Below are 26727 nucleotides of genomic sequence, written 5' to 3' on the forward strand. Positions count from 1 at the left end.
ACGCCCCCGGTGCGGGAGCCGGGAGCCGGCGCGGACCGCACGACGCCGATGCTCGCGCCGCCCGCGGGTCGGCGGTACACCCGTCGCGGGTGATCGGCGCAGGTCAGGACACCGAGATGTCGACAGCGTGAGAGTTCTCTCTCCTTCGGCCCGAACCTCCCACGGACGGCCGCAGGTCCCGGTAAGTTGCCGCGGGCCGTCGCCTGGACGCACGACCAGGTTCCAACGCCCCGTGGGAGGACGACATGACCGACCAGGACAACGCCGCACCGCTCGACGCGCACGGCCCGAACCTCACGCACGGGTTCACGGACCCGAACCCGTTCCTGTCCGAGGACCGCACGCTCCACGTCGCCGGCCGCACGGCCGCCATGCAGCGCGCCGTCAACGCCGTGCCGGACCACCGCGAGGACTGACCCGCCTGCGTCAGGCCAGCCCGCCGACGTACACGCCCTGCGCCCGTAGCTCCGCGATCCCCGGCGTCGCCGGGTCCAGCCCTTCGACGTCGACCCCGAGCAGCGCGGGCGCGCCCAGCAGAGGTCGCAGGTCGGCGACCGGGTTGCCGCCGATCCACAGCTCGTCGAGCGCGGGCATGCCGGCGAGCGCGCCGACGTCGGCGACCTGGTTGTCGCGCGCGTCGAGCTTGCTGAGCTCCGGCGCCCCGGCCAGCGGCGACAGGTCGACGACGGCGGCGCCGGACACGTCGAGCTCGTACAGGTTCGACGCCGAGAGCGGCCGCAGGTCGGACACCCCGGTGCCGGACAGACCGACCCACCGCAACGTCCTCGTCCCCGTCAACGGCCCGAGGTCCGACACGGACGTGCCGGAGAGCCCGAGGTTCTGCACCGGGAGGCCGTGCAGCGCGGACACGTCCGTGACGCGCGCGTTGCTCGTCAGCCGCACCGACGTCAGACGCGTCAGCGCGGCGAGCGGGCCGAGGTCCGCGACGTCCTGACGCGACAGGTCGACGTCCTGGACCTGCGTGAACTGCTCGAGGCCGGCGAGCGACCTGACCTGCGGTCCGCTGCCGTTCCACGCGCAGTCGAGCGTGTACACCTTCTCGTACTGCGCCGGCGCGACACCCTTGCCGTGCCCGACGCCGAGCGCCTGCTCCAGGCACGTCGCGAGAGCCGGGTCGGCCACGACGTCCGGCACGGGCTCGCGCGCCGCGACGCGGTTCGTCACGGCAGCGCCGATCCCGACGACGAGCACGACCGCCGTCGCGGCGGCGACGAGCCACCGCCTGCGTGTCCGGGCGACCCGCACCTCGGGCCGCTCGTCTGGTCGTGGAGAGGTCCAGTCCACCAGCCGCCGCCATGCGGCGCCCACGCACCACCCGGCGACCAGCAGAGCCACGCCCGCGACGACGCCGACGGCGAGCGAGCCGTCGCGCAGCACGAACGTCGCGGACGTCGGCCCACCGCGGTACCGCCCCAGCGACCGGATCGTCCACGCTCCCCACCAGGCCGTCGACACGACGACCGCGAGCGCCCCGACGCCGACGACCGCCGCGCCTGCGACGACCGCACCCCGCCGACGCACGAGGACCCCGACGGCCGCCGTGCCGACCCCGACCGCGACGAGCGAGAGCCACACCCCGGCGAGCATGCGCGGCGACCCGAGCGCGAAGTACGACGACACCGTCGCGAGCCGCAGAGCCGTCGGGTCGGACGTCACGGCGAGCAGCCCGACGACGAGCAGCACACCCGCAGCAGCCACCATCCCGACGACGAGCCGTCGCGTCCGCGACGACGAACCGGGCCGCGCCGCCGCACCCAGCACGAGCGCGCCTGCCGGCACCAGCCCGAGCGCAAGGACGAGCGCGGGGAGGCCGTCGTGCCGCACGGCGGCGAACGCGTCACCGGCCGTCGAGAGCGACCCGTCTCCGAGCAGCGCCAGCAGCCCGTCCCCGACGAGCGCCCACGTCCCGCCCCCGACGAGCGTCACGGCGGTCCACACCCCGACGACCGTGACGACGCCCGCACCGACCCGCCGCGCCACCTCGGCCCGCATCCCGTCCCCCGTCGCGCCTCCGCCGCGCCGGACGACCCGACGTCGGGCCGACCGTACCGAGCCGCCCCGCCCGGCCGCCCGTGGTCGGCGTCAAGGTCCGGTGAAGGCTCCGCGCCGATGCGCGTGGGACACCGAGGTCTGGCGCGTCGTCACCGAACGTCCACCGCTACCCCGTGGTCAACGTACGGACAAGGACCGTACATTGGTGCCATGGCACCGAAGAACCGTCGTATGGAGCAGCGCATCGACGAGGACACCGACGTCCTTCTGACGCGCGCCGCCGCTGTCACGCATGAAAGCGTCAGCGCATTCGTGGTGCGTTCCGCCCGGACCGAGGCGTCTCGCGTCCTTGCACGCGCGGACGTGACGCTGATGCCTGAGGCGCAGTTCGACCGGATGCTCGAGGCACTCGACTCCGTCCCGCACCGGATCGCGCCCCTGGCAGACGCCGCCGCTCGCGCCCGCCGGTTCAAGCACGAGTGAGCGCGCCCGAGCTCGTCGCCTTCGCTCTTGACGAGTGGGCCGACGTCGACGCGTTCACCTGTGGCAACCCCACGCTCGACGCATGGCTGCAGGACAGCGCGAAGCGCATGCAGAAGGCCGGGACCGTCAGGGTGACGCTGGTGCGACGCGCCGACGACAGTGCTCTTGTCGGTTACTACGCGATCTGCCCGACCGAGGTGCGCCGTGACGAGTACGTGCTCTCGTCGCGCGTGCGAGCGGCCGTATCAGTCGTCCCTGGATTCATGCTCGCAAAGCTCGCGGTGGCATCGGCGGCCCAAGGCGCCGGCCTCGGTCGCGACCTGCTCGTGGACGCACTCGGCACCATCTGCGACGCCGCCGAGATGGCAGGGGGCCGCATCGTCGTCGTCGACCCCATCGACGAGCGAGCAGCGGGCTTCTACTCGAAGTACGGGTTCACGACGATCGGCGGGTCTGGGCGGATGTACATGCTGATCCAGGACGCACGGCGCTCGCTCGGTCCGGGCTGACGCACTCCGCGCGCCGAGCCTTCCGCAACGACGAAGGGCCGGAGACCCTGAGGTCTCCGGCCCTTCGTGCTGTGTGCGCGAGGGGGGATTTGAACCCCCACGCCCTTTCGGACACTGGCACCTGAAGCCAGCGCGTCTGCCGTTCCGCCACTCGCGCGCGCCGCAGAACATTAGCACGGCCACGACCCTCCCCAAGACCACCCCCGGACGCGCACTCCCCCACGGCGCGCGGGGCGGCCGGGTGCGCGAGGATGCGGACGGCCCGTCGGAAGGCGAACCCGGTCGAGACGGCCGCGTCGCAGATACCATCAAGGCGGATCAGCGCGGAACCGTACGGGCCCGTGCACTGCGAGACGACAGCGAGAAGACAAGGGAGGTGGGCGTGGGCTTCCTCGACAAGTTCGAGAACGGCGTGGAGCGAGCGGTCAACAACGCCTTCTCCCGGGTGTTCCGCAGCGAGCTCAAGCCGGTCGAGCTGACGAGCGCGCTGCGCCGTGAGCTGGACGACCGGGCGGCGGTGCTGGGCCGGGACCGCACGGTGGTGCCGAACGAGTTCACGATCGAGCTGTCGCCGGGCGACTACGACCAGATCGAGGCGTGGGGCGCGGAGACGCTGGCGGACGAGTTCGCGCGGGAGGTCACGGACCACGCGGCGAGCCAGCGGTACGCGTTCGTGGGCCCGGTGACGGTGTCGTTCAGCGAGGACCCCGAGCTCGAGTCGGCCCGGTTCCGGGTGCACAGCGCGACGGTGCGCGGCGCGGTCGCCCCGGCGGCGGCGACGAACCCCACACCTCGGCACCCGCTCCTGGTGGTCGACGACCAGCGGTACATCCTCACGGGCGAGGTCACGGTGATCGGCCGCGGCTCGGAGGCGGACATCATCGTCGACGACCCGGGCGTCTCGCGACGGCACCTGGAGATCCGCGTGACGCCCGACGGGGTGATCGCGACGGACATGGGGTCGACGAACGGGCTGTACGTCGAGGGGCACCACGTGCCGGCGGCGACGCTGCTGGACGGGAACACCCTCATGATCGGCCGCACCCGGATCCTGTTCTGGACCGGTGGCGAGCCGGATCCGGACGAGTGACGCGGCCGCATGAGTGAAGTCACGGTCACCCTGCTGCGGCTGGGGTATCTCGCGCTGCTGTGGGTGCTCGTGCTGTCCGCGATCAGCGTGCTGCGCCGCGACCTGTACGGGACGCGGATCGTGGACCGTCGTCGGGCGAACAAGCAGGTCCAGGCCCGAACGGCGACGCCGGCCCCCGCAGCCGCTGCGGCGCCCGCACCCGAGGCGCCGACGAGAACCCCCCGGTCGGCCCGCTCCGGCTCCGGCCCCCGCCGGCTGGTCGTGACGGAGGGTCCGCTGCGCGGCACGATCGTGCCGCTCGGCACGTCGGCGGTGCTCATCGGCCGCGCCCCGAGCAACACGCTCGTGCTGGACGACGACTACTCGTCGTCGCGGCACGCGCGGGTGTTCCAGCAGGACGGCCAGTGGTTCGTCGAGGACCTCGGTTCCACGAACGGGACATTCGTGGCGGACCAGCGAGTCGAGTCCGCCGTTCCCCTGCCGACGGGTACACCGGTCCGCGTGGGACAGAGCGTGCTCGAGCTGCAGAGGTAACCGGTGACCGTCGCCCTGAGGTACGCGGCACGGTCCGACGTCGGACTCGTGCGCTCCAACAACCAGGACTCCGCGTACGCGGGTCCGCACCTGCTGATGGTCGCCGACGGCATGGGCGGGCACGCGGGCGGCGACGTGGCGAGCTCGCTCGCGGTGGCGGCGTTCGCGCCGCTCGACGGCGAGTCGCACGGACCCGACGACGCGCTCGACGAGCTCGAGTCCGCGCTCGACGCGGCGCGCGACGAGATCATCGCCCGCAGCGACGCCGACCCGGACCTGGCGGGCATGGGGACGACGGTCATCGCGATCCTGCGGGCCGGCAACAAGCTCGCGATGGTGCACCTCGGGGACTCGCGCGGCTACCTGTTCCGCGACGGCGTGCTCACGCAGGTGACGACGGACCACACGTTCGTGCAGCACCTGGTCGACATCGGCCGGATCACGCCCGAGGAGGCCGAGCACCACCCGCAGCGGTCGGTCGTGATGCGCGTGCTGGGCGACTTCGACCCGGACGTGACGCCGGACCTCTCGGTGCGCGAGGCGCGTCCGGGCGACCGGTGGCTGCTGTGCTCGGACGGGCTGTCCGGCTTCGTCAGCGCGGACACCATCGAGGAGACGCTCGCGGGCATCACGGACGTCGACGCGTGCGCGGACCGGCTCGTGCAGCTCGCGCTGCGGGCGGGCGGCGGCGACAACGTGACGGTCGTGCTGGCCGACGTGATCGAGCTCGACGACGTCGCGGACGGCTCGGGCCCGACGACGGCCGCGACGGTCGTGGGTGCGGCCGCGACCACGCGGCACGACCCGACGAGCGCGGCGGACGGCCCCGCGGCACGGGCGGCGAGCCTGGCACGGGCGACCAAGGCGAAGCCCAGGACGGAGCCGGCCGCCACGGACGACGACCCCGTGGACGAGACGGCGCCCGTCACCGTTGAGCCCGACGAGCACGACGACGGCGTCTACGAGGACGACGACACCCCGTCGAGCCGGCGTCGCGTGCCCACGGCGGTGCTGTGGGCCGGTGCCGTGGTGCTCGTCGTCGCGGTCGCGGTGCTCGGCTTCCTGTTCACGCGCACCCAGTACTTCGTCGCGGAGGACGACGGCGAGGTCGTCATCCTGCGCGGCCTGCCGCAGACGCTCGGCCCGGTCGAGCTGTCCACGGTCGTGGAGCGGTCGGGCACGATGATCGAGGACCTGAACTCCGCCTACCTGCGCGAACGCGTCGAGCAGACGATCCACGCCGACTCCCTCGCGGACGCCCGCGACCTCGTGACGATGCTCGAGGAGGACGCCGTCGAGCCCGAGCCGACGCCCACCCCGACCCCGACGCCCACACCGACCGTCGTCGTCCCCGCCACCGACCCCGCCGCCACCGTCCCCCCGGTGGTCGGCCCGTGAGCCGGACGTGATGGCCACCATCCAGCCGCACCGGGTGCGCGCCGGGCGGGGCACCGAGCTCGGTCTGCTCGTGCTCGCGCTGGCGATCAGCATCACGGGGTACGTGCTCGTCGGCCTCGGCACCGAGGGGACCGTGCCCGCCGACGTGCTCGGGTACAGCCTCGGCCTGACCGCGCTGGCGGTGGGCCTGCACGTGGTGATGCGGTGGCGCGCGCCGTTCGCCGACCCGGTGATCATGCCGGTCGCGGTCGCGCTCAACGGCATCGGCCTGGCGATGATCTACCGGATCGACATCGCGTACGCGGCCCGCGGCAAGGAGCACGGCTTCGCCGAGCGGCAGCTCACGTGGACGGCCCTGTCGATCGTGCTGGCGGCGCTCGTGCTGATCCTGCTGCGCGACCACCGCACGCTGCGCCGCTACACCTACACGGCGATGGTCGTCGGTCTCGTGCTCGTCGTGCTGCCGCTCGTCCCCGGCCTCGGGGTGTCGATCAACGGTGCCCGCATCTGGGTGCGCTTCGGGGGCGTGGGCCTGCAGCCCGCGGAGCTCGCGAAGATCGCGCTGGCCGTCTTCTTCGCCGGCTACCTCGTGACGCACCGCGACACGCTCGCCCTCGCCGGGCCGCGGGTGCTCGGCCTGCAGCTGCCACGCGCGCGTGACCTGGGGCCGATCCTCATCGTGTGGGGCGCGTCGCTCGCCGTGCTCGTGCTCGAGCGCGACCTCGGGACGTCGCTCCTGTTCTTCGGGCTGTTCGTCGCGATGCTCTACCTCGCCACCGAGCGCCTGAGCTGGGTGATCATCGGCCTGGGCCTGTTCCTCGTCGGCGCGTTCTTCGCCGCGACCGCGTTCGCGCACGTCGGCGCGCGGTTCGACGCGTGGCTGCACGCGATGGACGACGACGTGTTCCAGAAGGCCGTCGGCGGCAGCGGCCAGCTGGTCCGCGGCCTGTTCGGGCTCGCGAACGGCGGCCTGTTCGGCACCGGCCTCGGCCAGGGGCGCCCGGACCTGGTGCCGTACGCGGAGTCGGACTTCATCTTCGCGTCGCTCGGCGAGGAGCTCGGCCTCACCGGCATGCTCGCGATCCTGCTGGGCTACCTCATCCTCGCGGAGCGCGGCTTCCGGACGGCGATCGGGGTGCGTGACGGCTTCGGCAAGCTGCTCGCCGGCGGCCTGGCGTTCGTCGTCGCGTTCCAGACCGTCGTCGTCGTGGGCGGCGTGACCAAGATGATCCCGCTCACCGGTCTGACCACCCCGTTCCTGGCGTACGGCGGCTCGTCGCTCGTCGCCAACTGGATCATCGTCGCCTTGCTGCTGCGGGTGTCCGACGAGGCCCGGCGGCCCGCGCCGCAGGTCCGTGCGCTCACGCCCGAGGTCGGCACGCCCGTGGTCGTCGGCCCGGCCGGCGCGGGGGCGGGTCCGGACGACGACCACCCGACCGAGCGGATCGAGGGGGTGCGGTGAACACGCCTCTGCGCCGGCTCGCGTCCGTGGTGCTCGTGCTGTTCGTGGCCCTCATGGTCGGCACGTCGTGGGTCCAGTACGTCCAGGCCGACGCGCTCAACAACGACCCGCGCAACGTCCGCAACCTGTACCGCGAGTTCGGCAACGCCCGCGGACCCATCGTCGTCGCGGGTCAGGCGATCGCGTCCAGCGCGCCGGTCGACGACGCGTTCGGCTACCAGCGCTCCTACACGGACGGCGACCTCTACTCCGCGATGACGGGCTTCTACTCGGTCGTCAACGGCCGCACCGAGCTCGAGCTCGCGGCGAACGCCGAGCTCACGGGGCGCGGCGACCAGCTGTTCTTCAGCCGGATCCGCGACATGCTCACGGGCCGCAAGCCCGAGGGTGCTGCGGTGGAGACGACGATCCTGCCCGCCGCCCAGCTCGCGGCGCGCCAGGGCCTGGGGGACCAGCAGGGCGCCGTCGTCGCCATCGAGCCGTCCACCGGCAAGATCCTCGCGCTCGTCTCGACGCCCGGGTTCGACCCGAACCTGCTTGCGACGCACGACACCCAGGCGGCCGGCGCGGCGTACTCCGAGCTCGCGGCCGCGCCGGGCAACCCGCTGCTCAGCAACGCGACGCGCGAGACCTACCCGCCGGGTTCCACGTTCAAGCTCGTCACGACTGCCGCGGCCCTCGAGTCGGGTGCGTACACGCCGGAGACCCAGCTGCCCTCGCCCGTCGTGCTCGACCTGCCTCAGACCACCGCGACGCTGCAGAACTTCGGCGGCGAGTCGTGCGGTGGCGACACCGTGTCCCTCGCGGACGCGCTGCGGGTCTCGTGCAACACGGCCTTCGCGCAGCTCGGCATGGACCTGGGCGACGACGCGATCCGGGAGCAGGCCGAGCGGTTCGGGTTCGACGACGACTCGCTGCGCATCCCGATGAAGGTCGTGGAGAGCACGTTCCCGGCCGACCCGAACGCCCCGCAGACCGCGCAGTCCGCGATCGGGCAGTTCGACGTGCGGTCCACACCGATGCAAATCGCCATGATCTCGGCGGCGATCGCCAACGGCGGAAAGTTGATGACCCCGTACGTCGTTCAGACGGTGCGTTCTGCCGATCTGACAACCGTGCACGAGACCGAGCCGAAGCTGCTGTCGACTGCCGTGTCGCCCGGCACGGCGGCGTCGCTGCGCGACATGATGGTCGGCGTGGTGCAGAGCGGCACCGGACAGGCAGCCAAGATCCCGGGCGTCCAGGTGGCCGGCAAGACGGGCACCGCGGAGACCGGGTCGGACGAGGCACCCCACGCGTGGTTCACCGCGTTCGCACCCGCCGACGCCCCGCGCGTCGCCGTCGCGGTGCTCGTGGAGCACGGTGGCAGCATGGGCAGCGACGCGACGGGCGGCAAGGTCGCGGCACCGATCGCGAAGGCCGTCATCGAGGCGGTGCTCGGACAATGAGGACGGCACCCGGCGTGGCCCTCGACGGCCGGTACAGGCTCGTCAAGCCGATCGCGGTCGGCGGCATGGGCGAGGTGTGGGAGGGGTTCGACGACGCCCTCGCGCGCCCCGTCGCCGTGAAGGTCCTCAAGGAGGAGTTCGCGGGGGACATCGGCTTCCTCGAGCGGTTCCGCACGGAGGCCCGGAACTCGGCGTCGCTGTCGCACGCGAACATCGCGCAGCTGTTCGACTACGGCGAGCAGGACGGCTCCGGCTACCTGGTCATGGAGCTCGTGGTGGGCGAGCCGCTGTCCGACCTGCTGGAGCGCGAGCCGGTGCTGTCGTCGCGGCGGCTGCTGCCGATCCTCGCGCAGGCATCGCGGGCGCTGCACGCCGCGCACGTGGCGGGCGTGGTCCACCGCGACGTCAAGCCGGGCAACATCCTGCTGGGCCGCGGCGGGCGCGTGAAGATCACCGACTTCGGCGTCTCGCTCGCGACGAACCAGATCACCATGACCGCCACGGGCATGGTCATGGGCACCGCGCAGTACCTGTCGCCCGAGCAGGCCGTCGGCCGTCCCGCGACCCCGCTGTCCGACCTGTACTCGCTCGGGATCGTCGCGTACGAGGCGCTCGTCGGGCACCGCCCGTTCACGGGGCCGACCGCCGTCGACATCGCCGTCGCGCACGTGAACAGCCCGGTGCCGCCGCTGCCGCCGAGCATCGACAAGCCGCTCGCCGCGCTCGTCATGCGCCTGCTGTCGAAGGAGCCGTCGCGGCGCCCGTCGTCGGGCGAGGAGCTCGCGATGCTCCTCGACCAGCTCGTGCCGCGCACCCCGCCGAGCGGCGTCCCGGTGCTCGTCTCGAAGGCGAAGCGCCCGCCGGACACGTTCGCGACGGCCGTGACGACCGCACGCGAGCAGGGCGAGGCGCCGGCGCCGCCGCCGTCGTTCCAGCCGACCCGCCGCACGCGCCGGCAGCTCGACGAGCCCCGCAGCCGCATCGGACTCCCCCGCCCGCGCACCGACCCCGACAGCATCGCCGCGACCGCCCGGCAGGGCGCCGCCGCGGCCGCACGACGCACGCAGGAGGTGCTCGGCACTCAGCCCAAGCTCGGCCGGTTCGGGCGCTTCCGCTGGCCGCTCGTCGGGCTCGTCCTGCTGCTCGTCGCCCTGCTCGGGGCCGCCCTCGCGAACAGCCTGACGAAGGCCGACGGTCACGATCCGGCGGCAGTGCTGGTGGCCCACGCAGCAGCAGCCCCGGGACATCGGACCGACCAGTACCCTCTAGGCGGCACTGCCGATGGGATGATCTCGGTGAACGGTCCGGGTGCAGACGCACCAGGGCTGGCTGCGACGGAAGTGAAGGACGCCTAGTGGTGGACGACGGATCCCGGATCCTCGCCGGTCGGTACGAGGTCGGCGAGCTCATCGGGCGCGGTGGCATGGCCGAGGTGCACATCGGCCACGACACGCGGCTCGGACGCACGGTGGCCATCAAGATCCTGCGCTCCGACCTGGCCCGCGACCCCTCGTTCCAGAACCGGTTCCGCCGCGAGGCACAGTCGGCCGCCGCGCTCAACCACCCGGCGATCGTGTCGGTGTACGACACGGGCGAGGACGTGTTCACGGAGCCCACGGGCGTCGTCGCGCACGTGCCGTTCATCGTCATGGAGTACGTCGAGGGGCACACCGTCCGCGACATCCTGCGCGACGGCCACGCGGTGCCCATCGAGGAGGCCGTCGAGATCACGGCCGGCGTGCTGTCCGCGCTCGAGTACTCGCACCACGCGGGCATCGTGCACCGCGACATCAAGCCCGCGAACGTCATGCTCACGCCCACGGGTGCAGTCAAGGTCATGGACTTCGGCATCGCCCGCGCGGTCGCCGACTCCGCGGCCACCATGACGCAGACGCAGGCCGTCATCGGCACCGCGCAGTACCTCTCCCCGGAGCAGGCGCGCGGCGAGACCGTCGACGCCCGCTCGGACCTGTACTCGACGGGCTGCCTGCTGTTCGAGCTGCTCACGGGCCGTCCGCCGTTCACCGGCGACTCCCCCGTCGCCGTCGCGTACCAGCACGTCCGCGAGGCGGCGCCCGTGCCGAGCACGTTCGCGTCCGACGTCCCGGACTCGCTCGACCGGATCACGCTCAAGGCCCTCGCCAAGGAGCGCGACGCCCGGTACTCGACGGCCGCAGAGTTCCGCTCCGACCTCGAGGCCGTCATCCGCGGCGGCACCGTGGCGGCCCCGGCCGTCGGTGCCGCGGTCCTCGCGCCGGTGCCGAACGACGCGACGCAGGTCATGGGCCCGCCGACCACCACCACGCAGACGCTCCCGCCGAGCACGCCGCCGTGGCAGACGACCGGCTTCGGCACGGTCGCGACGAGCACCGCGATGGGCGTCGAGGACGAGGACGAGCGTCGTCGCCCGTGGCTCATGTGGGTGCTCATCGGCATCGCCGTGCTCGCGGTCGCGGGCATCATCGCGCTGCTCGTGGCCAACGCGAACAGGAACCAGACGCCGACCACCGTCGCGGTGCCGACCGTCGTGGGGCTCACCGAGGAGCAGGCCAAGAAGGCGATCACCGACGCCGACCTGCTGTACCAGCGGACCGAGGCGGCGTCCGACAAGCCCAAGGGCGAAGCCCTGTCCAGCGACCCGGCCGCGGGCACGCAGGTCGAGAAGGAGTCGACCGTCACGGTCACCATCTCGACGGGTCCGGCGACCACGACCGTGCCGGACGTCACCGGCAAGTCCGTCGACGAGGCGGTCTCGATCCTCGAGGGCAAGGGCTTCAAGGTCGACCCCAACCAGACGCAGGACAACAACGGGGCGTTCCCCGCGGGTCAGGTCACGGCCACGAACCCGGCCGCGAACTCGCCGGTCGACACCGGCGCGACCGTCACGCTGTCCGTCTCCACCGGCAACGTGACCGTCCCGAACGTCGTCGGGAAGCCGCAGGCCGAGGCCACGCAGGCCCTCAACGACGCGAACCTGCAGGTCAACACGACCGAGGTCGAGTCGCCGCAGCCCCCCGGCACCGTCGTGGCGCAGGACAAGGCGCCGGACACGCTCGTCAAGCAGCGCACGGTGGTCAACCTGCAGATCGCCAAGGCGATGACGACCGCGACCGTCCCGTCGGTGGCCGGCATGACGTACGACCAGGCCGTCCAGACGCTCGCGCAGGCCGGTCTGACCAACGTCAAGCGCGTCGACGAGACGTCCGAGCGTCCGGCCAACGAGGTGCTCCGCACCGACCCGGCCTCCGGCACCGAGGTGGAGTTCGACCAGCAGATCGACATCCACGTCTCGAAGGGCAACCAGCCGCAGGGCAACGGCACGCCGACGAAGAACCCGTAGCGCCACCCGCACGATCACGAGGCCCGGCCACCCGCAGCGCGCGGTGCGCCGGGCCTCGCCGTCCGGCACCACTGTGGACGGCGACGCACCGGTTGGTGCCCGGCCGCGCGACGGCGCATGGTGGCCCTGACGGCCCGAGCTCACGGGCCCGCCGAGGAGGCTGACATGTGCCGCTGGCTCGCGTACACCGGCTCCCCCGTGAGCCTCGACGACCTGCTCTACAAGCCGGCGAACTCCCTGGTGATGCAGCAGAGCCTGCACAGCCGGCTCGGCGCGGAGCCGACCAACGGTGACGGGTTCGGCGTCGGCTGGTACGACGAGCACTCGCCGACGCCCGGGGTGTTCCGCAGCATCGAGCCGGCGTGGAGCGACCGGAACCTGCGTGAGCTCGCGCTGCACGTCCGCTCGGGCGTCGTCCTGGCCCACATCCGCGCGACGAGCGGCTCGCCGGTGCAGCAGACCAACTGCCACCCGTTCCGCCACGGCCGGTGGCTGTGGATGCACAACGGGCTCGTCGCCGGCTTCCCGACCCTCAAGCGGGACCTGCAGCTCGCCGTCGACCCGTCCCTGTTCCCGCTCATCGAGGGGTCCACCGACTCGGAGACGCTGTTCTACCTGGCCCTGTCGAACGGCCTGGAGGACGACCCGCCGACCGCGGTCGCCCGGGCTCTGGCCATCGTCGAGGAGGCCGCCCGCCGGCGCGGCGTGCCGTTCCCGGTGCAGGGCACGTTCACCACGACGGACGGGGAGCGGCTGTGGGCGTTCCGGTACTCGTCCGAGGGCCGGTCCAGGTCGCTGTTCCGCAACGAGGACGTCGCGGTGCTGCGCGAGCAGTACCCCGAGAACCCGGTGCTGCACGGCCTGTCCGACGCGACGCGCATCGTCGTCTCGGAACCGCTCGGCGACCTGCGCGGGGCGTGGCTCGAGGTGCCGGAGAGCACGTGCCTCGTCGTCGACGGCGGGGACGAGGAGATCAGGCCGTTCGCGCCGGTCTAGGCAGTGCGCCTAGAGGCGGACGAGCGGGTGCAGACCCTCCGAGCGTGCGACGGCCTCGTCGTCCCCGCAGATCCGCAGCCAGTTGGCGAGCAGCCGGTGGCCACCCTCGGTCAGCACGGACTCGGGGTGGAACTGCACGCCGTGCAGCGGGAGCGTGCGGTGCTGGAGCCCCATGATGATGCCGTGGGCGGTCGCGGTGACCTCGAGCTCGTCGGACACCGTGCCGTCGACGACCGCGAGCGAGTGGTACCGGGTCGCCGTGAACGGCGACGGCAGGTCGGCCAGCACACCCTCGCCGTCGTGCTCGATCTGGCTCGTCTTGCCGTGCATGAGCTCGGGCGCATGCGTCACGGTGCCGCCGTACACCTCGCCGAGCGCCTGGTGACCGAGGCACACGCCGAGCATGGGCGTGCCCGTCGCGGCGCAGTCGCGGATCACCTGGATGCTCTCGCCGGCCTCGGCCGGGGTCCCCGGGCCCGGCGACACGAGGACGCCGTCGAACTCGCCGCGCTCCGACAGCGGCGGCACGGCGTCGTTGCGGACCACCACGGTCTCGGCGCCGAGCTGGTTGAGGTAGCCGACGATCGTGTAGACGAACGAGTCGTAGTTGTCGATCACGAGGATCCGCGTCACGTCACTCACCCACTGTGGTCTCGTTGAACGGCATGAAGGGTGCGACCGCGGGGAACACCCACAAGAAGCAGACGGCCAGCACGACGAACGCCGCGACGGCCAGCGTGAGCACGCGCACCGCCACGGGGCCGGGCAGGTGGCGCCACAACCATCCGTACATCAGCACCCTCCGTCTCGTCGAGCGTTCATGATGCGCCACCGAGCAGCTCGGCGGGGGTGCCGTCCGCCACAGGAGCCCAGTAGTCGAGCGTGCCGTGCACGATGAACCGCTGCCGCGCCGAGAACATCGGGTGGCACGTGGTGAGCGTGATGAGCCGTTCGGTCGGCGTCGCACCCGGGTCGTTCGGCACCGGGGCGATGACGCCGACGTTCGACGGCGCCACGATCTCCGTCGACGTCACGCGGTACACGTACCAGGTGTCGGAGGTGCGGATGACGAGCGGGTCGCCGGTCTGGAGCTCCTGGATGCGGTTGAACGGCTTGGCGTACGTGGTGCGGTGCCCGGCGATGGCGAAGTTGCCGACGCCGCCCGGCATCGCCGTGCCCGGGTAGTGCCCGACACCGAGCACGTCGAGCACCGTCGCGCGGTCCACGCCCTGGCTGATCGGCCGCTCCGGCTCGCCGTTCCAGCGCGGCACCTGGATGGTCGCGAACGTCGTCGCGTGCGGCGGCTCGGCCATGACGGGCGGCTCGTCGCGACGCGGCGGCGCCACGACCGGGCCCGTGGCTGACGCCGTCGGGCTCGGCACCGGGTCGCGCTCGAGCTCGCGCACCACCTGCGCCTGCGCACGGTTGCCCTCGATGTCGGTCCACCACAGCTGCCAGGCGAGGAACGCGAACAGCAGCACGCCCGCGGTGATCAGGAGCTCGCCGACCACCCCGAGGGTGCCGTAGACGACGTGCCCGGTCCGCGACCCACGCGCGCGTGGACGGTCCCGGCGGGAACGGCTGTGGGCGGGTGGACGGGCGGAGGGGCTGTCGCGGCGGGTGGGGTCGGTCACGGCTCCGACCTCGGGCCGGACGTCGACCCCGACGTGGGCCGGGACTCGTCGGCGCTGCGGTCCTGCGTCGTGGTCGCGGGGATGCCGGGCAGGATCTCCACCCCGGCGGGGACGCTCGCGGACGACAGCTCGGTCGCGCCCGAGTACGCGGGCAGCTGCAGCGGGTCGGACGCGACCGTCACCGACCAGCCGAGGCCGAGGTCGCGCGCGTCGCGCATGTACACCTGCACCGCCTGCGAGTCCTGCAGGGCCTGCTTGAGCCGCGCCGGGTCGCCGATGGCGCTGATCGTGTACGGGGGCGAGTAGCGCCGGCCCTGGAGGATCAGCACGTTGCCGATGCACCGCACGGCGCTCGTGGAGATCACCCGCTGGTCCATGAGCGTCATCGCCTCGGCACCGCCCGCCCACAGGGCGTTCATCACCGACTGGATGTCCTGCTGGTGCACGACGAGCAGGTCGGGACGGACGTCGGGCAGCCGCAGCGAGTCCTCCGGGGCGTCGTCGAGCTTGACGCTGAGGCCCGGACCGGCGACGGGTGTGGAGCCGCCCTCGACCACGTACCCGAGTCCGGGCGAGCCCACGTCGTGGCCCGAGTTCTCGTCCTTCGTGAGCGTGTCCACCTCGCTGCGCAGCGCGTCGACCTGCGACGACAGGTCCTCGACGCGCGACGCCTCGACCTCGGTGAGGTCCGCGAGGTCCTCCGGGTGCCGGTCGCCCGTCGCGCGCGCGAACTTCGCGTTGGCCGCGAAGATGGCCCCCGACAGGGCGAGCACGAGGGCCACCGACAGCGTGCCGCGCGCGACCAGGCGTCGCTTGCGGTGCGGGTGGTCGGTCACGGACTGCTCCTGGTGGGCCCTCGCCGGGTGGTGGTGGCCACTACGCTAGGTCACGATGTGCCCGGCCGGGGACGCCCAGGGACACCTGAGCGGCATGGTCCGGGTCGTCGCACGCGTTCCACCCGATCTGCCGACCGGCGACCGTCGCTACCGCGGCCGGTCGCTCACACCGCCGCTGACAGGAGCCCCCGACGTGCCTGAGTCGAGGTCACGCAAGAAGGCCGCGTACACGCCGCCTCCCCCGAAGTCGTCGGGCCCCAAGGTCAACCCGCCGTGGTTCGTGCCGGTGATGCTCGGGCTCATGCTCCTCGGGCTGGTGTGGATCGTGGTGACCTACCTGTCGCAGTCCAGGTACCCGATCCCCGGCATCCACCAGTGGAACCTGGCCATCGGCTTCGCGTTCATCATCGCCGGCTTCAGCATGACGACGCGCTGGCGCTGACCGCCCGCTCCCCCGCACAGCCGCCACCTGCACGAACGCCCGCCGGGTCGACGCTCATCGTCGGCCCGGCTTTCGGCATGCCAGGACGACGGTGCCCCGCCCGAGTCGGGCGGCGGACGACGAGCTCCGTCCGTCCCCAGACTGTCCCCATGTGGACGGGGAATGTCCGATGAGCGTCGCGGCGCGCTGACCTGCAGCAACGCTGTCTCTGTCCCCAGTGGTGCACAAGTCTGTGGATAACTACACCGGTGTAGTTCCACACCTGTGAGTATCGCTGGGGATCGTCATGAGAGGCCCGAATCCTTCGTCAGGAACGATCCTCCGGGCAGGTGAGGACGATACGAGCGCACGCCGACGTGCGCCCGTCGAGCGGGCGAACGCTGGGGGAACGGCTCAGAGGAAGCCGTAGCTCGAGTACACCGCGACGGTCGCGACGAGCAGGGCCGCACCGACGAGCACCGGGGCGAGCCACGCGGTGACGGCCCGTCGGGCGGGCGGGGCGTACGCGTACGCGGCTCCGAGCACGGCACCGACGACGAGGCCGCCGAGGTGTGCCTGCCAGGCGATGCCGGGCACCACGAACCCGATGACGACGTTGAGGACGATCACGCCGAGGATCCCGGCGGCGTTGCCCTGGAGCCGGCGCAGCACGACGAGCACCGCGCCGAACAACCCGAACACGGCACCGGACGCGCCGACCACGGCGACTCCCCACGTGCCGAGCGCGGGGGCGAGCAGCAGGCACGCGACCGAGCCGGCCACGGCGCTGAGCAGGTACAACGTGAGGTACCGCGCCCGCCCGAGCGCGGTCTCGAGGAAGGGGCCGACCATCCACAACGCGATCATGTTCGCGATGATGTGGAGGTAACCGCCGGGGGAGTGCAGGAACGCGGCGGTGAGGAACCGCCACGGCTCGTCGGCCCCGATCACTGGCGCGAACAGCCACTGTCGCGTCCATCCGGGTGTGGTCAGCTGCAGCACGTAGCTGACCACGCAGACGGCGATGATGCCGATCGTGACGACCGGGGGACCGCTCTGCCGGCGGCCACCCAGCGGGGTGCGGCCGGCCGGGCCCGCGGCCGTCGTGCGCGCCGCCTGGTTGACGCAGTCGACGCACTGGACGCCCACCGCCGCCTGCCGCTGGCAGTCGGGGCACACCGGCCGGCCGCACCGCTGGCAGCGCACGTACGACACCCGGTCGGGGTGTCGCGGGCAGACCGGCGGTGCGACCGGGGTCGCGGCGTTCTCGGTGATGGGTGCTCAGTCCTCGACGGTGATCGAGCTGATGACGACGTCCTCGACCGGACGGTCGCCGGGGCGCGTCGGCGTCGTGGCGATCGCGTCGACGACCGCACGGCTCTCCGCGTCCGCCACCTTGCCGAAGATCGTGTGCTTGCCGGTGAGCCACGCGGTCGGCGCGACCGAGATGAAGAACTGCGAGCCGTTGGTGCCGCCGACCTTGCCGGTCGCCGGGTCCAGGCGCTTGCCGGCGTTGGCCATCGCGAGCAGGTAGGGCTCGTTGAAGCCGAGCTCGGGGTGGATCTCGTCGTCGAAGTTGTAGCCCGGGCCGCCGCGGCCGGTGCCCAGCGGGTCGCCGCCCTGGATCATGAAGCCGGAGATGACCCGGTGGAACACGACACCGTCGTAGAGCGCGTCGGTGCGCTCCTGACCCGTGGCCGGGTCGGTCCACGGCTTCGTGCCCGTGGCGAGCCCGACGAAGTTCTCGACGGTCTTCGGGGCGTGGTTCGGGTACAGCTCGATCCGGATGTCACCGGCGGTCGTGTGCAAGGTCGCGAACATGGCGACAGTCTCGCACGCACCCCGCTGCGAGGTCCGGGGTCCGGTGGCAGAGTGGGTTCCCAGTGCCCCGACCTGCAGCACCGCCGTGCTCGACAACCAAACCGCCGGGAGTGGATATGCCCGTGAAGACCAGCCCGAAGCTCGACGTGGACACCGAGCACCTCAAGGAGCAGGCGGCCGACCTCGCCGCGAAGGCAGGCGACGCCGCCTACCAGGCGAAGGAGTGGACGACCCCGAAGGTGGAGGCGTTCATCGACTGGCTGCTCCCCCGTGCCGAGCACCTGTACAAGGAGAGCGTGAAGGCGGCGGCACCGAAGGTCGAGAAGGCCGCCGAGACGGTGTCCCCCGCGATCGACACCGCGCACGACAAGCTCGTCGACGACCTGATCCCGCGTCTCGTGACCGTGCTCAACGACGCCGCCGTCCGTGCGGGTGCGACGGCCGAGCACGTCGCGGACGTCGCCGCGGACAAGGCGTCGAAGAAGTCGGCCGCGATCGCGGCGGCCGCCGTCGCCGCAGCCGAGGAAAAGCGCAACCGGCACACCGGCGCCAAGATCTTCTGGGTGCTCACCGGCATCGCCGTCGCGGGTGCCGCCATCGCCGCGTGGTCGAGGTCCCGCTCGCAGGTGGACCCGTGGGCCGAGCCGTGGGAGCCGTCCGAGTCGCTGGGCAGCTCCGGTCACCACCACAGCGCCTCGGCGGTCGTCGGTGACGCGGCCGACGCCGTCGGCGAGGCGGCTGGTGCGGCCGTCGCGAAGGGCCGCGAGGCCGTCGGGAAGGCGGCCGAGGCGGCGGCGAGCGCCAAGGAGGACCTCACGGAGAAGGTCGCCGAAGCGAAGGACGCGGCCGCCGAGACGGCCAAGAAGGTCACCCGCAGGTCGGCGCCGAAGTCGACGACCACGCCGACCGAGGCCGAGGAGGGTCCGGCGATCTGACGCTCGGACCTCGACAGACGCAAGCCCTCGTCCCCGACCGGGGACGAGGGCTTCGTCGTGCCGCCGCGGTGGGCCGTCAGGCTGGGTCAGCCCACCAGCACCGGGGTCGTGCCGGCGGCGCTCACGTACAGCTGGGCGGGCCCGGTCGGGGCGACGCTGCCGTACTCGGTCGCGCCGAAGCCGACCGCACCCTCCGTGATCGCGCCGTCGACGACCGCACCCTCGGTGACGACGTCGACGAGGTTCGTCACGCCCGGGTTGCCGCCGAGGCAGTCCGCCGGGTTCTCGCCGGGCTCGGCGACCCAGCCGTCCCACTCGACGTCGCCGAACGCGTACTCGCCGAACGCCCAGTCGCCGAACGCCGGGTCGGACCAGGTGGTCGCGCCGCCCACGAACACCGGGCTGCCGGGCGCGAAGCCGGTGAGGTTGAAGCCGGTGAACTGGTTGGACTTGCGGGCCTCGTACGCGACGGCCGACGCGAGGAAGCCGTCGAGCGACCCGGTGCGGGTGCCCGTACGGATCCCGTCTCGGCTGCCCTCGCGCGAGCCGGGCCGCACGCCGTCGCGGTGGAACGTCTTCTTGCCGGTGACCAGCTCGCACGTGACGTCCTGGGACACCGACTGGGTCGCCTGCTGCGACGCGGTCTGCGTCGCGGTGCTCGACAGGGCCTGGGCGGCGGCCTGCTTGGAGGTGAACGTGAGCGCCTCGGCGTTCTTCTGCAGCTGCGCGTTGTTCCAGCCCATCGCGGTCTGGACGTCGCCCTTGCCGACGAAGCCGGTGCCGCTCGAGCTGAGGGTGACGGACGCGCTCGCGGGGCCGGCGAGGGCCAGCGTGAGGGCTCCGGAGACGGCGACGACGGCCGCGAGCGTGGTGGACCTGGACATCTTCGTCCCTTTCGTCGGGGGAGACATGCCGCAAAACGGATGAGTGGGACCGTAGGCCCGCGCGGCGGGTGCGGGGAGTACACGAAGGGCTGAGACGTCCGGGCAAACAGGTGAGGTCCACGCGCCGTTGAGCCGACCGGGTCAACCCGCGCCCGGGGGAGCCACCGGCGCTGCTTGAAACGATTAGGGCGTTGACCCTCGATCGGCCGCCTGTGGACGATGCGCAGGCGCGTCGTGCCGGGGCGACTGCGAGGCCGAGATCCGGAGCGGCGACGCCGTTCCTGACCGTCTCGAGCGCGAAGAGGTCCGATGTCCCGCCACCAACCCCCACCACGACACCGGGGCGCGGCCGCCCTGGCGTCGGCCACGACGCTCGCCGTCGCCGCCGGCCTGCTCGTCGCCCCGCTCGCCGGGGCCGCCCAGGCCGCCGAGCCCACGTACAACTACGGCGAGGCCCTGCAGAAGTCGATGTTCTTCTACCAGGCGCAGCGCTCCGGCGACCTGCCCGACAACTTCCCGGTCAGCTGGCGCGGCGACTCCGGCCTGCAGGACGGGTCGGACGTCGGCAAGGACCTCACGGGCGGCTGGTACGACGCCGGCGACCACGTGAAGTTCGGCCTGCCGATGGCGTTCAGCACCACGATGCTCGCGTGGGGCGCGATCGCCTCGCCGACCGGCTACACCAAGGCCGGCCAGCTCGACGAGCTCAAGGACAACCTGCGCTGGGTCGACGACTACTTCGTCAAGGCCCACACCGCCCCGAACGAGCTGTACGTGCAGGTCGGCGACGGCGAGGCGGACCACAAGTGGTGGGGCCCCGCCGAGGTCATGGCGATGGCCCGGCCGTCGTACAAGATCAGCGCGTCGTGCCCCGGCTCGGACGTCGCGGCCGAGACGGCGGCGGCGCTCGCGTCGTCGGCCATCGTGCTCAAGGACGACGCGACGTACGCCGCGAAGCTCATCACGCACGCCAAGCAGCTCTACTCGTTCGCCGACACGTACCGAGGCAACTACTCCGACTGCGTCACCGCGGCGTCGGCGTACTACAAGTCGTGGTCGGGCTACCAGGACGAGCTCGTCTGGGGCGCGTACTGGCTCTACAAGGCGACCGGTGACGCGACCTACCTCGCGAAGGCCGAGGCCGAGTACGACAAGCTCGGCACCGAGAACCAGACCACCACGCACAAGTACAAGTGGACCGTCGCGTGGGACGACAAGACGTTCGGCGCGTATGCGCTGCTCGCCATGGAGACCGGCAAGCAGAAGTACATCGACGACACGAACCGGTGGCTCGACTACTGGACGGTCGGCGTCAACGGCCAGAAGGTGCCGTACTCGCCGGGCGGCCAGGCCGTCCTCGACTCGTGGGGGTCGCTGCGGTACGCGGCCAACACGTCGTTCGTCGCGCTCGTCTACTCCGACTGGCTGACGAACGCCACGCTCAAGGCCAGGTACCACGACTTCGGCGTGCGGCAGATCAACTACGCGCTCGGCGACAACCCGCGCAAGTCGTCGTACGTGGTCGGCTTCGGCGCGAACCCGCCGACCAAGCCGCACCACCGCACCGCCCACGGGTCGTGGCTCGACTCCATCACCGACCCGGTGGACACCCGGCACGTCCTGTACGGCGCCCTGGTCGGCGGCCCGCCGTCCGCGAACGACGCCTACACCGACTCCCGGTCGGACTACACGGCCAACGAGGTCGCGACCGACTACAACGCCGGCTTCACCAGCGCGCTCGCGCGGCTGAGCCAGGAGTACGGCGGCACGCCGCTCGCGACCTTCCCCGTCGCGGAGAAGCCGGACCAGGACGAGATCTTCGTCGAGGCCCAGCTCAACCAGCCGCCCAGCGGAACGTTCACCGAGATCAAGGCGATCATCCGGAACCGCTCGGCGTTCCCCGCGCGGTCGCTCAAGAACGCGACCATGCGGTACTGGTTCACGCTCGACTCGGGCGACTCGGCGGCCAACCTGGCACTCTCGTCGAACTACAGCGAGTGCGGCGCGCAGACGGCCAAGCCGGTCCAGGCGTCGGGCAACCTGTACTACGCCGAGCTGAGCTGCGTCGGGCAGAACATCTACCCGGGCGGGCAGTCGCAGCACCGTCGTGAGCTGCAGTTCCGCGTCTCGGGCGGCACGGGCTGGAACAACGCGAACGACCCGTCGTTCGCCGGACTCACCACGACCGGGCTCGCCAAGACGTCGGCCATCACGCTGTACGACGGCGGCAAGCTGATCTGGGGCACCGAGCCGACCGGCGTGCCGACCGACACCACCGCGCCGACCGTCCCCGGCACGCCGACCGCGTCGGGCATCACGTCGAGCGGTGCCGTCCTGTCGTGGACCGCGTCGACCGACGCCGTCGGCGTCGCGGGGTACGACGTGTACCGGGTGAGCGGCTCGACGCAGACGCTCGTCGGCTCGTCCACCACGCCGTCGTTCACGCTGACCGGCCTGTCGCACGCGACGTCGTACTCGTACGTCGTCAAGGCGAAGGACGCCGCCGGGAACGTCTCGGCAGCCTCCGCGGCGGTCACGTTCTCCACGCTCGAGCTCGACACGCCGGACACGACAGCACCGTCGGTGCCGGGCACGCCCGTGGCGTCGTCCGTCACCACCACGGGCGCCCGGCTCACCTGGTCGGCGTCGACGGACAACACCGGTGGCAGCGGCCTCGCCGGCTACGACGTGTACCGGATCACCGGCGCCGAGACGCCCGTCCTCGTCGGCTCCACCACGAGCGCGTCGTACACCCTCACGGGCCTGACGCCCGGGACCGCGTACTCCTACGGGGTGCGGGCCAAGGACGTGGCGGGCAACGTGTCCGCGTCGTCGCCGGCCGTGTCGTTCACGACCGTCGAGCTCCCGTCGGACACCACGGCCCCGACCGTGCCGGGCACGCCCGCCGCCTCCGCGATCACGCAGACCGGCGCGACGCTCACCTGGACCGCGTCCACCGACGCGGGCTCCGGGGTCGCCGGGTACGACGTGTACCGGGTGCAGGGCTCGACGCAGACGCTCGTCGGCTCGCCGACCGCGGCCACGTTCGCCCTCACCGGCCTGACCGCCGGCACGTCGTACTCGTACGCCGTGCGGGCGCGGGACGTCGCCGGGAACGCGTCGGCCGTCTCGTCGGCCGTGACGTTCTCGACGCTGCCCGTCACGCAGACCGGCGGCTGCAAGGTCACGTACTCGGCGAACAGCTGGAACGTCGGGTTCACCGGGTCGGTCAAGATCACGAACACCGGCACCACCCCGCTCACCTGGACGCTCGGGTTCACGTTCCCGTCCGGCCAGCAGGTGACGCAGGGCTGGAGCGCCACGTGGACCCAGACCGGCTCGGCCGTCACCGCGGTCGGCCTCGGCTGGAACGCGACCCTCGCACCGGGGGCCAGCACCGACATCGGGTTCAACGGCTCCCACTCGGGGACCAACACGAACCCGACGGCGTTCACGGTCAACGGGACGGCCTGCACGATCGGCTGACGCCCCGACCGCACACCCGGAGGCGGCGCTCCCCGAGGGGGGTGCCGCCTCCGGCGCGTCCGGGCCCGTGGTCCGCGCGGGCTCCGGTGCCCGCCTCAGTCGAGGAACAGCGCCCGCAACCGGGTCGTGGTGAACGTCAGCCCGATCACCACCATGACGACGTAGTACCCGACGTGCACGAGCATCGACGGGTCGAGCACGCCCAACGTGAGGCCGCGCACGAGCTCGACGCCGTGCCACAGCGGCATCGCCTTGATGAGCCACTGGATCGGCTCCGGGTACACCGACAGCGGGTAGAACGTCGCCGAGAACAGGAACATCGGCAGCATGACGAACGTGACCCAGTCCATCTGCTGGAAGGTCTTGAGGTAGCTCGTCACGGCCATCCCGACCGACGCGAACCCGAACGCGATGAGGAGCACCGCCGGCACCGCGGCGAGCGCGGACCACGCCAGGTTCAGGCCCATGACCTGCATGACCGTGAGGAACCCGAGCGCGTACACGCCGCCGCGCAGCAGCGCGTACGAGATCTCGCCCAGGGCGACGTCGAGCGGGCCGATCGAGGTGGTGAGCTGCGCCTGGTAGAGCTTGCCGAAGTGGAGCTTGAAGAACACGTTCCACGTCGAGTCGTACACCGCGCCGTTCATGGCCGACACCGCGAGCAGGCCGGGCGCGATGAACGCCGCGTACGACACGGTCTCGCCGCCGGGCAGCGTCAGGTCGCCGACGAACGAGCCGAGCCCGTACCCCATCGCGACGAGGTAGAACACGGGCTCGAAGAAGCCGGACAGCACGACCGCCCAGTTCGAGGACTTCGTCGCGGTCAGGCTGCGCATGAGGATCGCGCGCGCGTTGCCCGCGTACAGCGCGCGCACGCCGCCGCCGCGCCGTACGGGTGCCGGGGCCGTGGTCGTCGTCATCCGCGCAGCCTCTTCACGAACATCCGGCGGGCCAGCACCCAGCCGGTCACGGCCATGACCAGCAGGATCGCCAGGTGCACGCCGACCGGCCACGCGCCCGGCGGCGACCCGTACGAGAGCGACCGGCCGATCTCGGTCGCGTGCCACAGCGGCGAGAGCCAGCCGATCCACTGCAGCCACACGGGCATGGTGTCGAGCGGGTAGAACGTGCCCGAGAACAGGAACAGCGGCGTGAACACGAACCGCTGCACCATCGCGAACTGGCCCTTGTCCTCCGTGATGCTCGCCGCGTACGCGAGCAGCGGCAGCCCGAACGCGAGCCCGCCGAGCGTTCCGACCAGCGGCATGAGCGCGCCCGTCCACGGGTCGACCACCGCCCCGAACGCCACGATGAGCACGTAGTAGGCGATCGTGGTGAGCAGCATCCGCACCACGACGGCGAACACGATGCCGCCGACGATCTGCTGCGGCTGCACCGGCGACGCGTTCATGCCCCAGTACAGCCGGCGCCACTTGAACCCCGACATGACGACGTACGTGAACTCGCCCATCGTGATGCCGATCGCGGACGACGCCAGGAGCGCGGGCGCCACGAACTCCAGGTACGTGACCGGCCCGTTCGCACCGTCGGCCACCGACACGTCGATGAACGCGGCGAGGCCGAGCCCGATGCCGAGCAGGTACACCAGCGGCTGGCCGATGCCCTCCATGACGATCGTCCACGCGTACGCGCGCATCGCGCGCCACGTGTGCTCGGCGACGTACCACCATCCCAGCCGACGGGGGAGCGCACCCGCCGTCATGGCCCGGGCCGTCGGGTCCTCGGTCGTCGGCCCCGCGGGGGTCCCGCTCGTGTGCGTGCTCACTCGATCAGGCTCCGTCCCGTCAGGCGCAGGAACACGTCCTCGAGGCTCGACCGCCGCACCAGGCTCGTCGTCGGGTGCAGGCCGAGGTCCGTGACGCGCTCCAGCAGGGCCTCGCCGTCGTCCGTGTACAACAGCACCCGGTCCGGAAGTACTTCGATGCGCTCCGCCATGCCCTCGAGCCGTGCGGCGGCCTCCGCGTTGCGGTCGGACCCGAACCGCAGCTCCGCGACCTCGCGCGAGGCGTACTGCCGGATGAGCGCCGACGGCGACCCCTCGGCCATGATCCGGCCGTGGTCGACCACCACGAGGCGGTCGCACAGCTGCTCGGCCTCGTCCATGTAGTGCGTGGTCAGCACGAGCGTGGTGCCACGCTCCTTGAGCCGGAACAGGCGGTCCCACAACACGTGCCGGGCCTGCGGGTCGAGGCCGGTGGTCGGTTCGTCGAGCATGAGGATGCGCGGCTCGTTGATGAGCGCGCGGGCGATCGTCAGGCGACGCTTCATGCCGCCCGACAGGTCGTCGACCTTGTTCCTGGCCTTGTCCTCGAGCTGCGCGAACGTCAGCAGCTCGTCGGCCCGTGACGCGCACGTCGCACGCGGGATGCCGAAGTACCGGCCGTACACGATGAGGTTCTCGCGGACCTTGAGCTCGGGGTCGAGGTTGTCCTCCTGCGGCACGACACCCAGCTGCGAGCGGATCTCCGGGCCGTGCGCGTCCGGGTCGAGACCCAGCACGCGCAGATCGCCCGCCGACCGCGACGACACCGCGCCGATCATCCGCATCGTCGTCGACTTCCCCGCGCCGTTCGGCCCGAGCAGCCCGAACGACTCGCCCGCGGGCACCTCGAAGTCGATGCCGTCGACCGCGGTGAGGTCGCCGAACGTCTTGGTGAGGCCACGGGCCGCGATGACAGGGGTCACAGCGGATCAACGTAGACCGCGGTACCGACACCCGGCACCTGGATAGGCCGATCGGGTCGAACCCACCGGGCCGAACCGGGGCGATCCTCACCCACCTCTTGCCACGGCCCCCCTGCCGTCGATCGAAGCGTGCAGCCAGCGCCGCGCCGTCCCAGGGGGCCCACCGTGCACCGTCCCGTCGTCACCTCGCCACGCATCCGTCTGCTCCGCCGGGGGCTCGCGGTGACGTCGAGCCTCGTCGCGCTCGTCGGCGTGCTGCTCACGGGTGGCCCCACGGCCGCCCAGTGGGACGCGATCCACGCCGCGCGAGCGGAGCATGCCGCCCTCGTCGAGCGGGTCCGGGTGCTCGAGAAGGTGTCCGTGGCCGATGCCGCGTGGAACGAGCGGCAGCAGCACCGGGCCGCCGTCGCGACGAGCACCGCCGTCCGTGCCCACCTCGCCGCCGAGCTGACCGCGCTGCGCGCACGGCTCGACACCCTCCAGGCGGCCGTCGTCGGTGCGCCCGTCGAGGCCGGCCAGGAGGGGCTGATCGACGCCACGACGGGGGCGGTCGCGTCCGCGCGGGCCGTGGTCGACGCGGGTTCGCTCGTCGGGGCCCGCCCGCTCGTCCACCAGGCGGAGGTCGCGGCGGCGAACGTCGCGGCGTCCGTGCAGGCGCGTGCGGCGGCGGAGGCGGCGGCAACTCTTCCGGCGGCGGGCGGATGATGTGAATTTCCTGCGCCACCTTCTTC

General features: G+C 72.1%; 26 protein-coding genes and 1 tRNA gene. 15 read left to right on the forward strand and 12 right to left on the reverse strand.

The features are described from left to right. Nucleotides 1–245 precede the first annotated feature (245 nt). Nucleotides 246–416, forward strand: a complete 171-nt coding sequence (locus J7523_RS14865) for a hypothetical protein (protein ID WP_291888186.1) — start codon at nucleotides 246–248, stop codon at nucleotides 414–416. A 10-nt stretch (nucleotides 417–426) separates the two neighbouring features. Here the strand turns inward: J7523_RS14865 and J7523_RS14870 are convergent, their stop codons facing one another. After that, nucleotides 427–2013, reverse strand: a complete 1587-nt coding sequence (locus J7523_RS14870) for a hypothetical protein (RefSeq protein ID WP_291888189.1) — start codon at nucleotides 2011–2013, stop codon at nucleotides 427–429. Nucleotides 2014–2244: 231 nt separating this feature from the next. Between J7523_RS14870 and J7523_RS14875 the strand changes: the two genes are divergently transcribed. Both J7523_RS14875 and J7523_RS14880 read left to right on the forward strand, forming a co-directional pair. Further along, on the forward strand, nucleotides 2245–2496 hold the full coding sequence (locus J7523_RS14875; RefSeq protein ID WP_291888192.1) for a DUF1778 domain-containing protein: 252 nt from the start codon (nucleotides 2245–2247) through the stop codon (nucleotides 2494–2496). Further along, nucleotides 2493–3005: a GNAT family N-acetyltransferase gene (locus J7523_RS14880; RefSeq protein ID WP_291888194.1), complete on the forward strand. Its 513-nt coding sequence runs from the start codon at nucleotides 2493–2495 to the stop codon at nucleotides 3003–3005. The genes J7523_RS14875 and J7523_RS14880 overlap by 4 nt, the downstream gene beginning before the upstream one ends. Nucleotides 3006–3079: 74 nt before the next feature. On the opposite strand, the gene J7523_RS14885 is transcribed toward J7523_RS14880, so the two are convergent. Further along, nucleotides 3080–3162: transfer RNA gene (locus J7523_RS14885), tRNA-Leu, on the reverse strand. A gap of 225 nt (nucleotides 3163–3387) precedes the next feature. On the opposite strand from J7523_RS14885, the gene J7523_RS14890 reads away from it, so the two are divergent. From J7523_RS14890 to J7523_RS14925, 8 genes are all read left to right on the forward strand, one after another. Further along, nucleotides 3388–4095, forward strand: a complete 708-nt coding sequence (locus J7523_RS14890) for a DUF3662 and FHA domain-containing protein (RefSeq protein ID WP_291888197.1) — start codon at nucleotides 3388–3390, stop codon at nucleotides 4093–4095. 9 nt (nucleotides 4096–4104) lie between these two features. Further along, nucleotides 4105–4629 carry an FHA domain-containing protein gene (locus J7523_RS14895; RefSeq protein ID WP_291888200.1) on the forward strand — a complete coding sequence of 175 codons (525 nt, stop codon included), beginning with the start codon at nucleotides 4105–4107 and terminating at the stop codon, nucleotides 4627–4629. Nucleotides 4630–4632: 3 nt separating this feature from the next. Beyond that, a complete protein-coding gene (locus tag J7523_RS14900; RefSeq protein ID WP_291888204.1) occupies nucleotides 4633–6027 on the forward strand; it encodes a PP2C family serine/threonine-protein phosphatase in 1395 nt (464 codons plus the stop codon). A gap of 10 nt (nucleotides 6028–6037) precedes the next feature. Beyond that, the gene (locus J7523_RS14905; protein ID WP_291888206.1) at nucleotides 6038–7489 is read left to right on the forward strand and encodes an FtsW/RodA/SpoVE family cell cycle protein; all 1452 of its coding nucleotides are present in this window, start codon (nucleotides 6038–6040) and stop codon (nucleotides 7487–7489) included. Then, a complete protein-coding gene (locus tag J7523_RS14910; protein ID WP_291888209.1) occupies nucleotides 7486–8937 on the forward strand; it encodes a penicillin-binding transpeptidase domain-containing protein in 1452 nt (483 codons plus the stop codon). Before J7523_RS14905 ends, J7523_RS14910 begins: the two co-directional genes overlap by 4 nt. Further along, nucleotides 8934–10292: a serine/threonine-protein kinase gene (locus tag J7523_RS14915; RefSeq protein WP_291888211.1), complete on the forward strand. Its 1359-nt coding sequence runs from the start codon at nucleotides 8934–8936 to the stop codon at nucleotides 10290–10292. The genes J7523_RS14910 and J7523_RS14915 overlap by 4 nt, the downstream gene beginning before the upstream one ends. Further along, entirely contained in the window at nucleotides 10292–12277 is a 1986-nt protein-coding gene (pknB, locus tag J7523_RS14920) for a Stk1 family PASTA domain-containing Ser/Thr kinase (RefSeq protein ID WP_291888213.1), read from the forward strand. The genes J7523_RS14915 and pknB overlap by 1 nt, the downstream gene beginning before the upstream one ends. Before the next feature lie 165 nt (nucleotides 12278–12442). Then, on the forward strand, nucleotides 12443–13273 hold the full coding sequence (locus tag J7523_RS14925) for a class II glutamine amidotransferase (RefSeq protein WP_291888216.1): 831 nt from the start codon (nucleotides 12443–12445) through the stop codon (nucleotides 13271–13273). Nucleotides 13274–13282: 9 nt separating this feature from the next. Here the strand turns inward: J7523_RS14925 and J7523_RS14930 are convergent, their stop codons facing one another. Genes J7523_RS14930 through J7523_RS14945 form a run of 4 tightly spaced genes read right to left on the reverse strand, consistent with a single transcriptional unit; the run spans nucleotide 13283 to nucleotide 15743 of the window. Continuing rightward, on the reverse strand, nucleotides 13283–13906 hold the full coding sequence (locus J7523_RS14930) for an aminodeoxychorismate/anthranilate synthase component II (protein ID WP_291888255.1): 624 nt from the start codon (nucleotides 13904–13906) through the stop codon (nucleotides 13283–13285). Nucleotide 13907: 1 nt separating this feature from the next. Continuing rightward, a complete protein-coding gene (locus J7523_RS14935; protein WP_291888220.1) occupies nucleotides 13908–14066 on the reverse strand; it encodes a hypothetical protein in 159 nt (52 codons plus the stop codon). 25 nt (nucleotides 14067–14091) lie between these two features. After that, entirely contained in the window at nucleotides 14092–14907 is an 816-nt protein-coding gene (locus J7523_RS14940) for a class E sortase (RefSeq protein ID WP_291888223.1), read from the reverse strand. Then, on the reverse strand, nucleotides 14904–15743 hold the full coding sequence (locus tag J7523_RS14945; protein ID WP_291888225.1) for a DUF881 domain-containing protein: 840 nt from the start codon (nucleotides 15741–15743) through the stop codon (nucleotides 14904–14906). The genes J7523_RS14940 and J7523_RS14945 overlap by 4 nt, the downstream gene beginning before the upstream one ends. Before the next feature lie 193 nt (nucleotides 15744–15936). Between J7523_RS14945 and J7523_RS14950 the strand changes: the two genes are divergently transcribed. Beyond that, on the forward strand, nucleotides 15937–16185 hold the full coding sequence (locus tag J7523_RS14950) for a cell division protein CrgA (protein WP_291888228.1): 249 nt from the start codon (nucleotides 15937–15939) through the stop codon (nucleotides 16183–16185). 393 nt (nucleotides 16186–16578) lie between these two features. Here the strand turns inward: J7523_RS14950 and J7523_RS14955 are convergent, their stop codons facing one another. Both J7523_RS14955 and J7523_RS14960 read right to left on the reverse strand, forming a co-directional pair. Beyond that, entirely contained in the window at nucleotides 16579–17313 is a 735-nt protein-coding gene (locus J7523_RS14955) for a rhomboid family intramembrane serine protease (protein ID WP_363267094.1), read from the reverse strand. A 132-nt stretch (nucleotides 17314–17445) separates the two neighbouring features. After that, on the reverse strand, nucleotides 17446–17985 hold the full coding sequence (locus tag J7523_RS14960) for a peptidylprolyl isomerase (RefSeq protein WP_291888230.1): 540 nt from the start codon (nucleotides 17983–17985) through the stop codon (nucleotides 17446–17448). 116 nt (nucleotides 17986–18101) lie between these two features. Here J7523_RS14960 and J7523_RS14965 point away from each other — a divergent pair, with 116 nt between their 5' ends. After that, nucleotides 18102–18920, forward strand: coding sequence for a hypothetical protein (locus tag J7523_RS14965; RefSeq protein WP_291888233.1), 819 nt, complete (start codon nucleotides 18102–18104; stop codon nucleotides 18918–18920). A gap of 86 nt (nucleotides 18921–19006) precedes the next feature. On the opposite strand, the gene J7523_RS14970 is transcribed toward J7523_RS14965, so the two are convergent. After that, nucleotides 19007–19804: a hypothetical protein gene (locus J7523_RS14970; protein ID WP_291888235.1), complete on the reverse strand. Its 798-nt coding sequence runs from the start codon at nucleotides 19802–19804 to the stop codon at nucleotides 19007–19009. Between the two features lie 309 nt (nucleotides 19805–20113). Between J7523_RS14970 and J7523_RS14975 the strand changes: the two genes are divergently transcribed. Further along, entirely contained in the window at nucleotides 20114–23290 is a 3177-nt protein-coding gene (locus tag J7523_RS14975) for a glycoside hydrolase family 9 protein (RefSeq protein WP_291888237.1), read from the forward strand. A 95-nt stretch (nucleotides 23291–23385) separates the two neighbouring features. Here J7523_RS14975 and J7523_RS14980 read toward each other — a convergent pair whose 3' ends face one another. The 3 genes from J7523_RS14980 to J7523_RS14990 are packed head-to-tail and all read right to left on the reverse strand — an operon-like array spanning nucleotide 23386 to nucleotide 25996. Continuing rightward, on the reverse strand, nucleotides 23386–24210 hold the full coding sequence (locus J7523_RS14980; protein ID WP_291888239.1) for an ABC transporter permease: 825 nt from the start codon (nucleotides 24208–24210) through the stop codon (nucleotides 23386–23388). Then, entirely contained in the window at nucleotides 24207–25076 is an 870-nt protein-coding gene (locus J7523_RS14985; RefSeq protein WP_291888244.1) for an ABC transporter permease, read from the reverse strand. The genes J7523_RS14980 and J7523_RS14985 overlap by 4 nt, the downstream gene beginning before the upstream one ends. Continuing rightward, nucleotides 25073–25996 (reverse strand): ATP-binding cassette domain-containing protein, encoded by a 924-nt coding sequence (locus tag J7523_RS14990; RefSeq protein ID WP_291888246.1) that lies wholly within the window; start codon nucleotides 25994–25996, stop codon nucleotides 25073–25075. Before J7523_RS14990 ends, J7523_RS14985 begins: the two co-directional genes overlap by 4 nt. A 165-nt stretch (nucleotides 25997–26161) precedes the next feature. Here J7523_RS14990 and J7523_RS14995 point away from each other — a divergent pair, with 165 nt between their 5' ends. Then, nucleotides 26162–26701, forward strand: coding sequence for a hypothetical protein (locus J7523_RS14995; RefSeq protein ID WP_291888249.1), 540 nt, complete (start codon nucleotides 26162–26164; stop codon nucleotides 26699–26701). Nucleotides 26702–26727 lie beyond the last annotated feature (26 nt).

It is taken from the genome of Cellulomonas sp., assembly GCF_017744555.1.
GTDB lineage: Bacteria > Actinomycetota > Actinomycetes > Actinomycetales > Cellulomonadaceae > Cellulomonas.

Excerpts from the sequence above, each read along its gene's own strand:
- J7523_RS14865 (WP_291888186.1), top strand. The coding sequence starts at position 246 with ATGACCGACCAGGACAACGCCGCACCGCTCGACGCGCACGGCCCGAAC.
- J7523_RS14870 (WP_291888189.1), bottom strand. The coding sequence starts at position 2,013 with ATGCGGGCCGAGGTGGCGCGGCGGGTCGGTGCGGGCGTCGTCACGGTC.
- J7523_RS14875 (WP_291888192.1), top strand. The coding sequence starts at position 2,245 with ATGGAGCAGCGCATCGACGAGGACACCGACGTCCTTCTGACGCGCGCC.
- J7523_RS14895 (WP_291888200.1), top strand. The coding sequence starts at position 4,105 with ATGAGTGAAGTCACGGTCACCCTGCTGCGGCTGGGGTATCTCGCGCTG.
- J7523_RS14905 (WP_291888206.1), top strand. The coding sequence starts at position 6,038 with ATGGCCACCATCCAGCCGCACCGGGTGCGCGCCGGGCGGGGCACCGAG.
- J7523_RS14915 (WP_291888211.1), top strand. The coding sequence starts at position 8,934 with ATGAGGACGGCACCCGGCGTGGCCCTCGACGGCCGGTACAGGCTCGTC.
- J7523_RS14925 (WP_291888216.1), top strand. The coding sequence starts at position 12,443 with ATGTGCCGCTGGCTCGCGTACACCGGCTCCCCCGTGAGCCTCGACGAC.
- J7523_RS14935 (WP_291888220.1), bottom strand. The coding sequence starts at position 14,066 with ATGTACGGATGGTTGTGGCGCCACCTGCCCGGCCCCGTGGCGGTGCGC.
- J7523_RS14960 (WP_291888230.1), bottom strand. The coding sequence starts at position 17,985 with ATGTTCGCGACCTTGCACACGACCGCCGGTGACATCCGGATCGAGCTG.
- J7523_RS14965 (WP_291888233.1), top strand. The coding sequence starts at position 18,102 with ATGCCCGTGAAGACCAGCCCGAAGCTCGACGTGGACACCGAGCACCTC.
- J7523_RS14970 (WP_291888235.1), bottom strand. The coding sequence starts at position 19,804 with ATGTCCAGGTCCACCACGCTCGCGGCCGTCGTCGCCGTCTCCGGAGCC.
- J7523_RS14975 (WP_291888237.1), top strand. The coding sequence starts at position 20,114 with ATGTCCCGCCACCAACCCCCACCACGACACCGGGGCGCGGCCGCCCTG.
- J7523_RS14980 (WP_291888239.1), bottom strand. The coding sequence starts at position 24,210 with ATGACGACGACCACGGCCCCGGCACCCGTACGGCGCGGCGGCGGCGTG.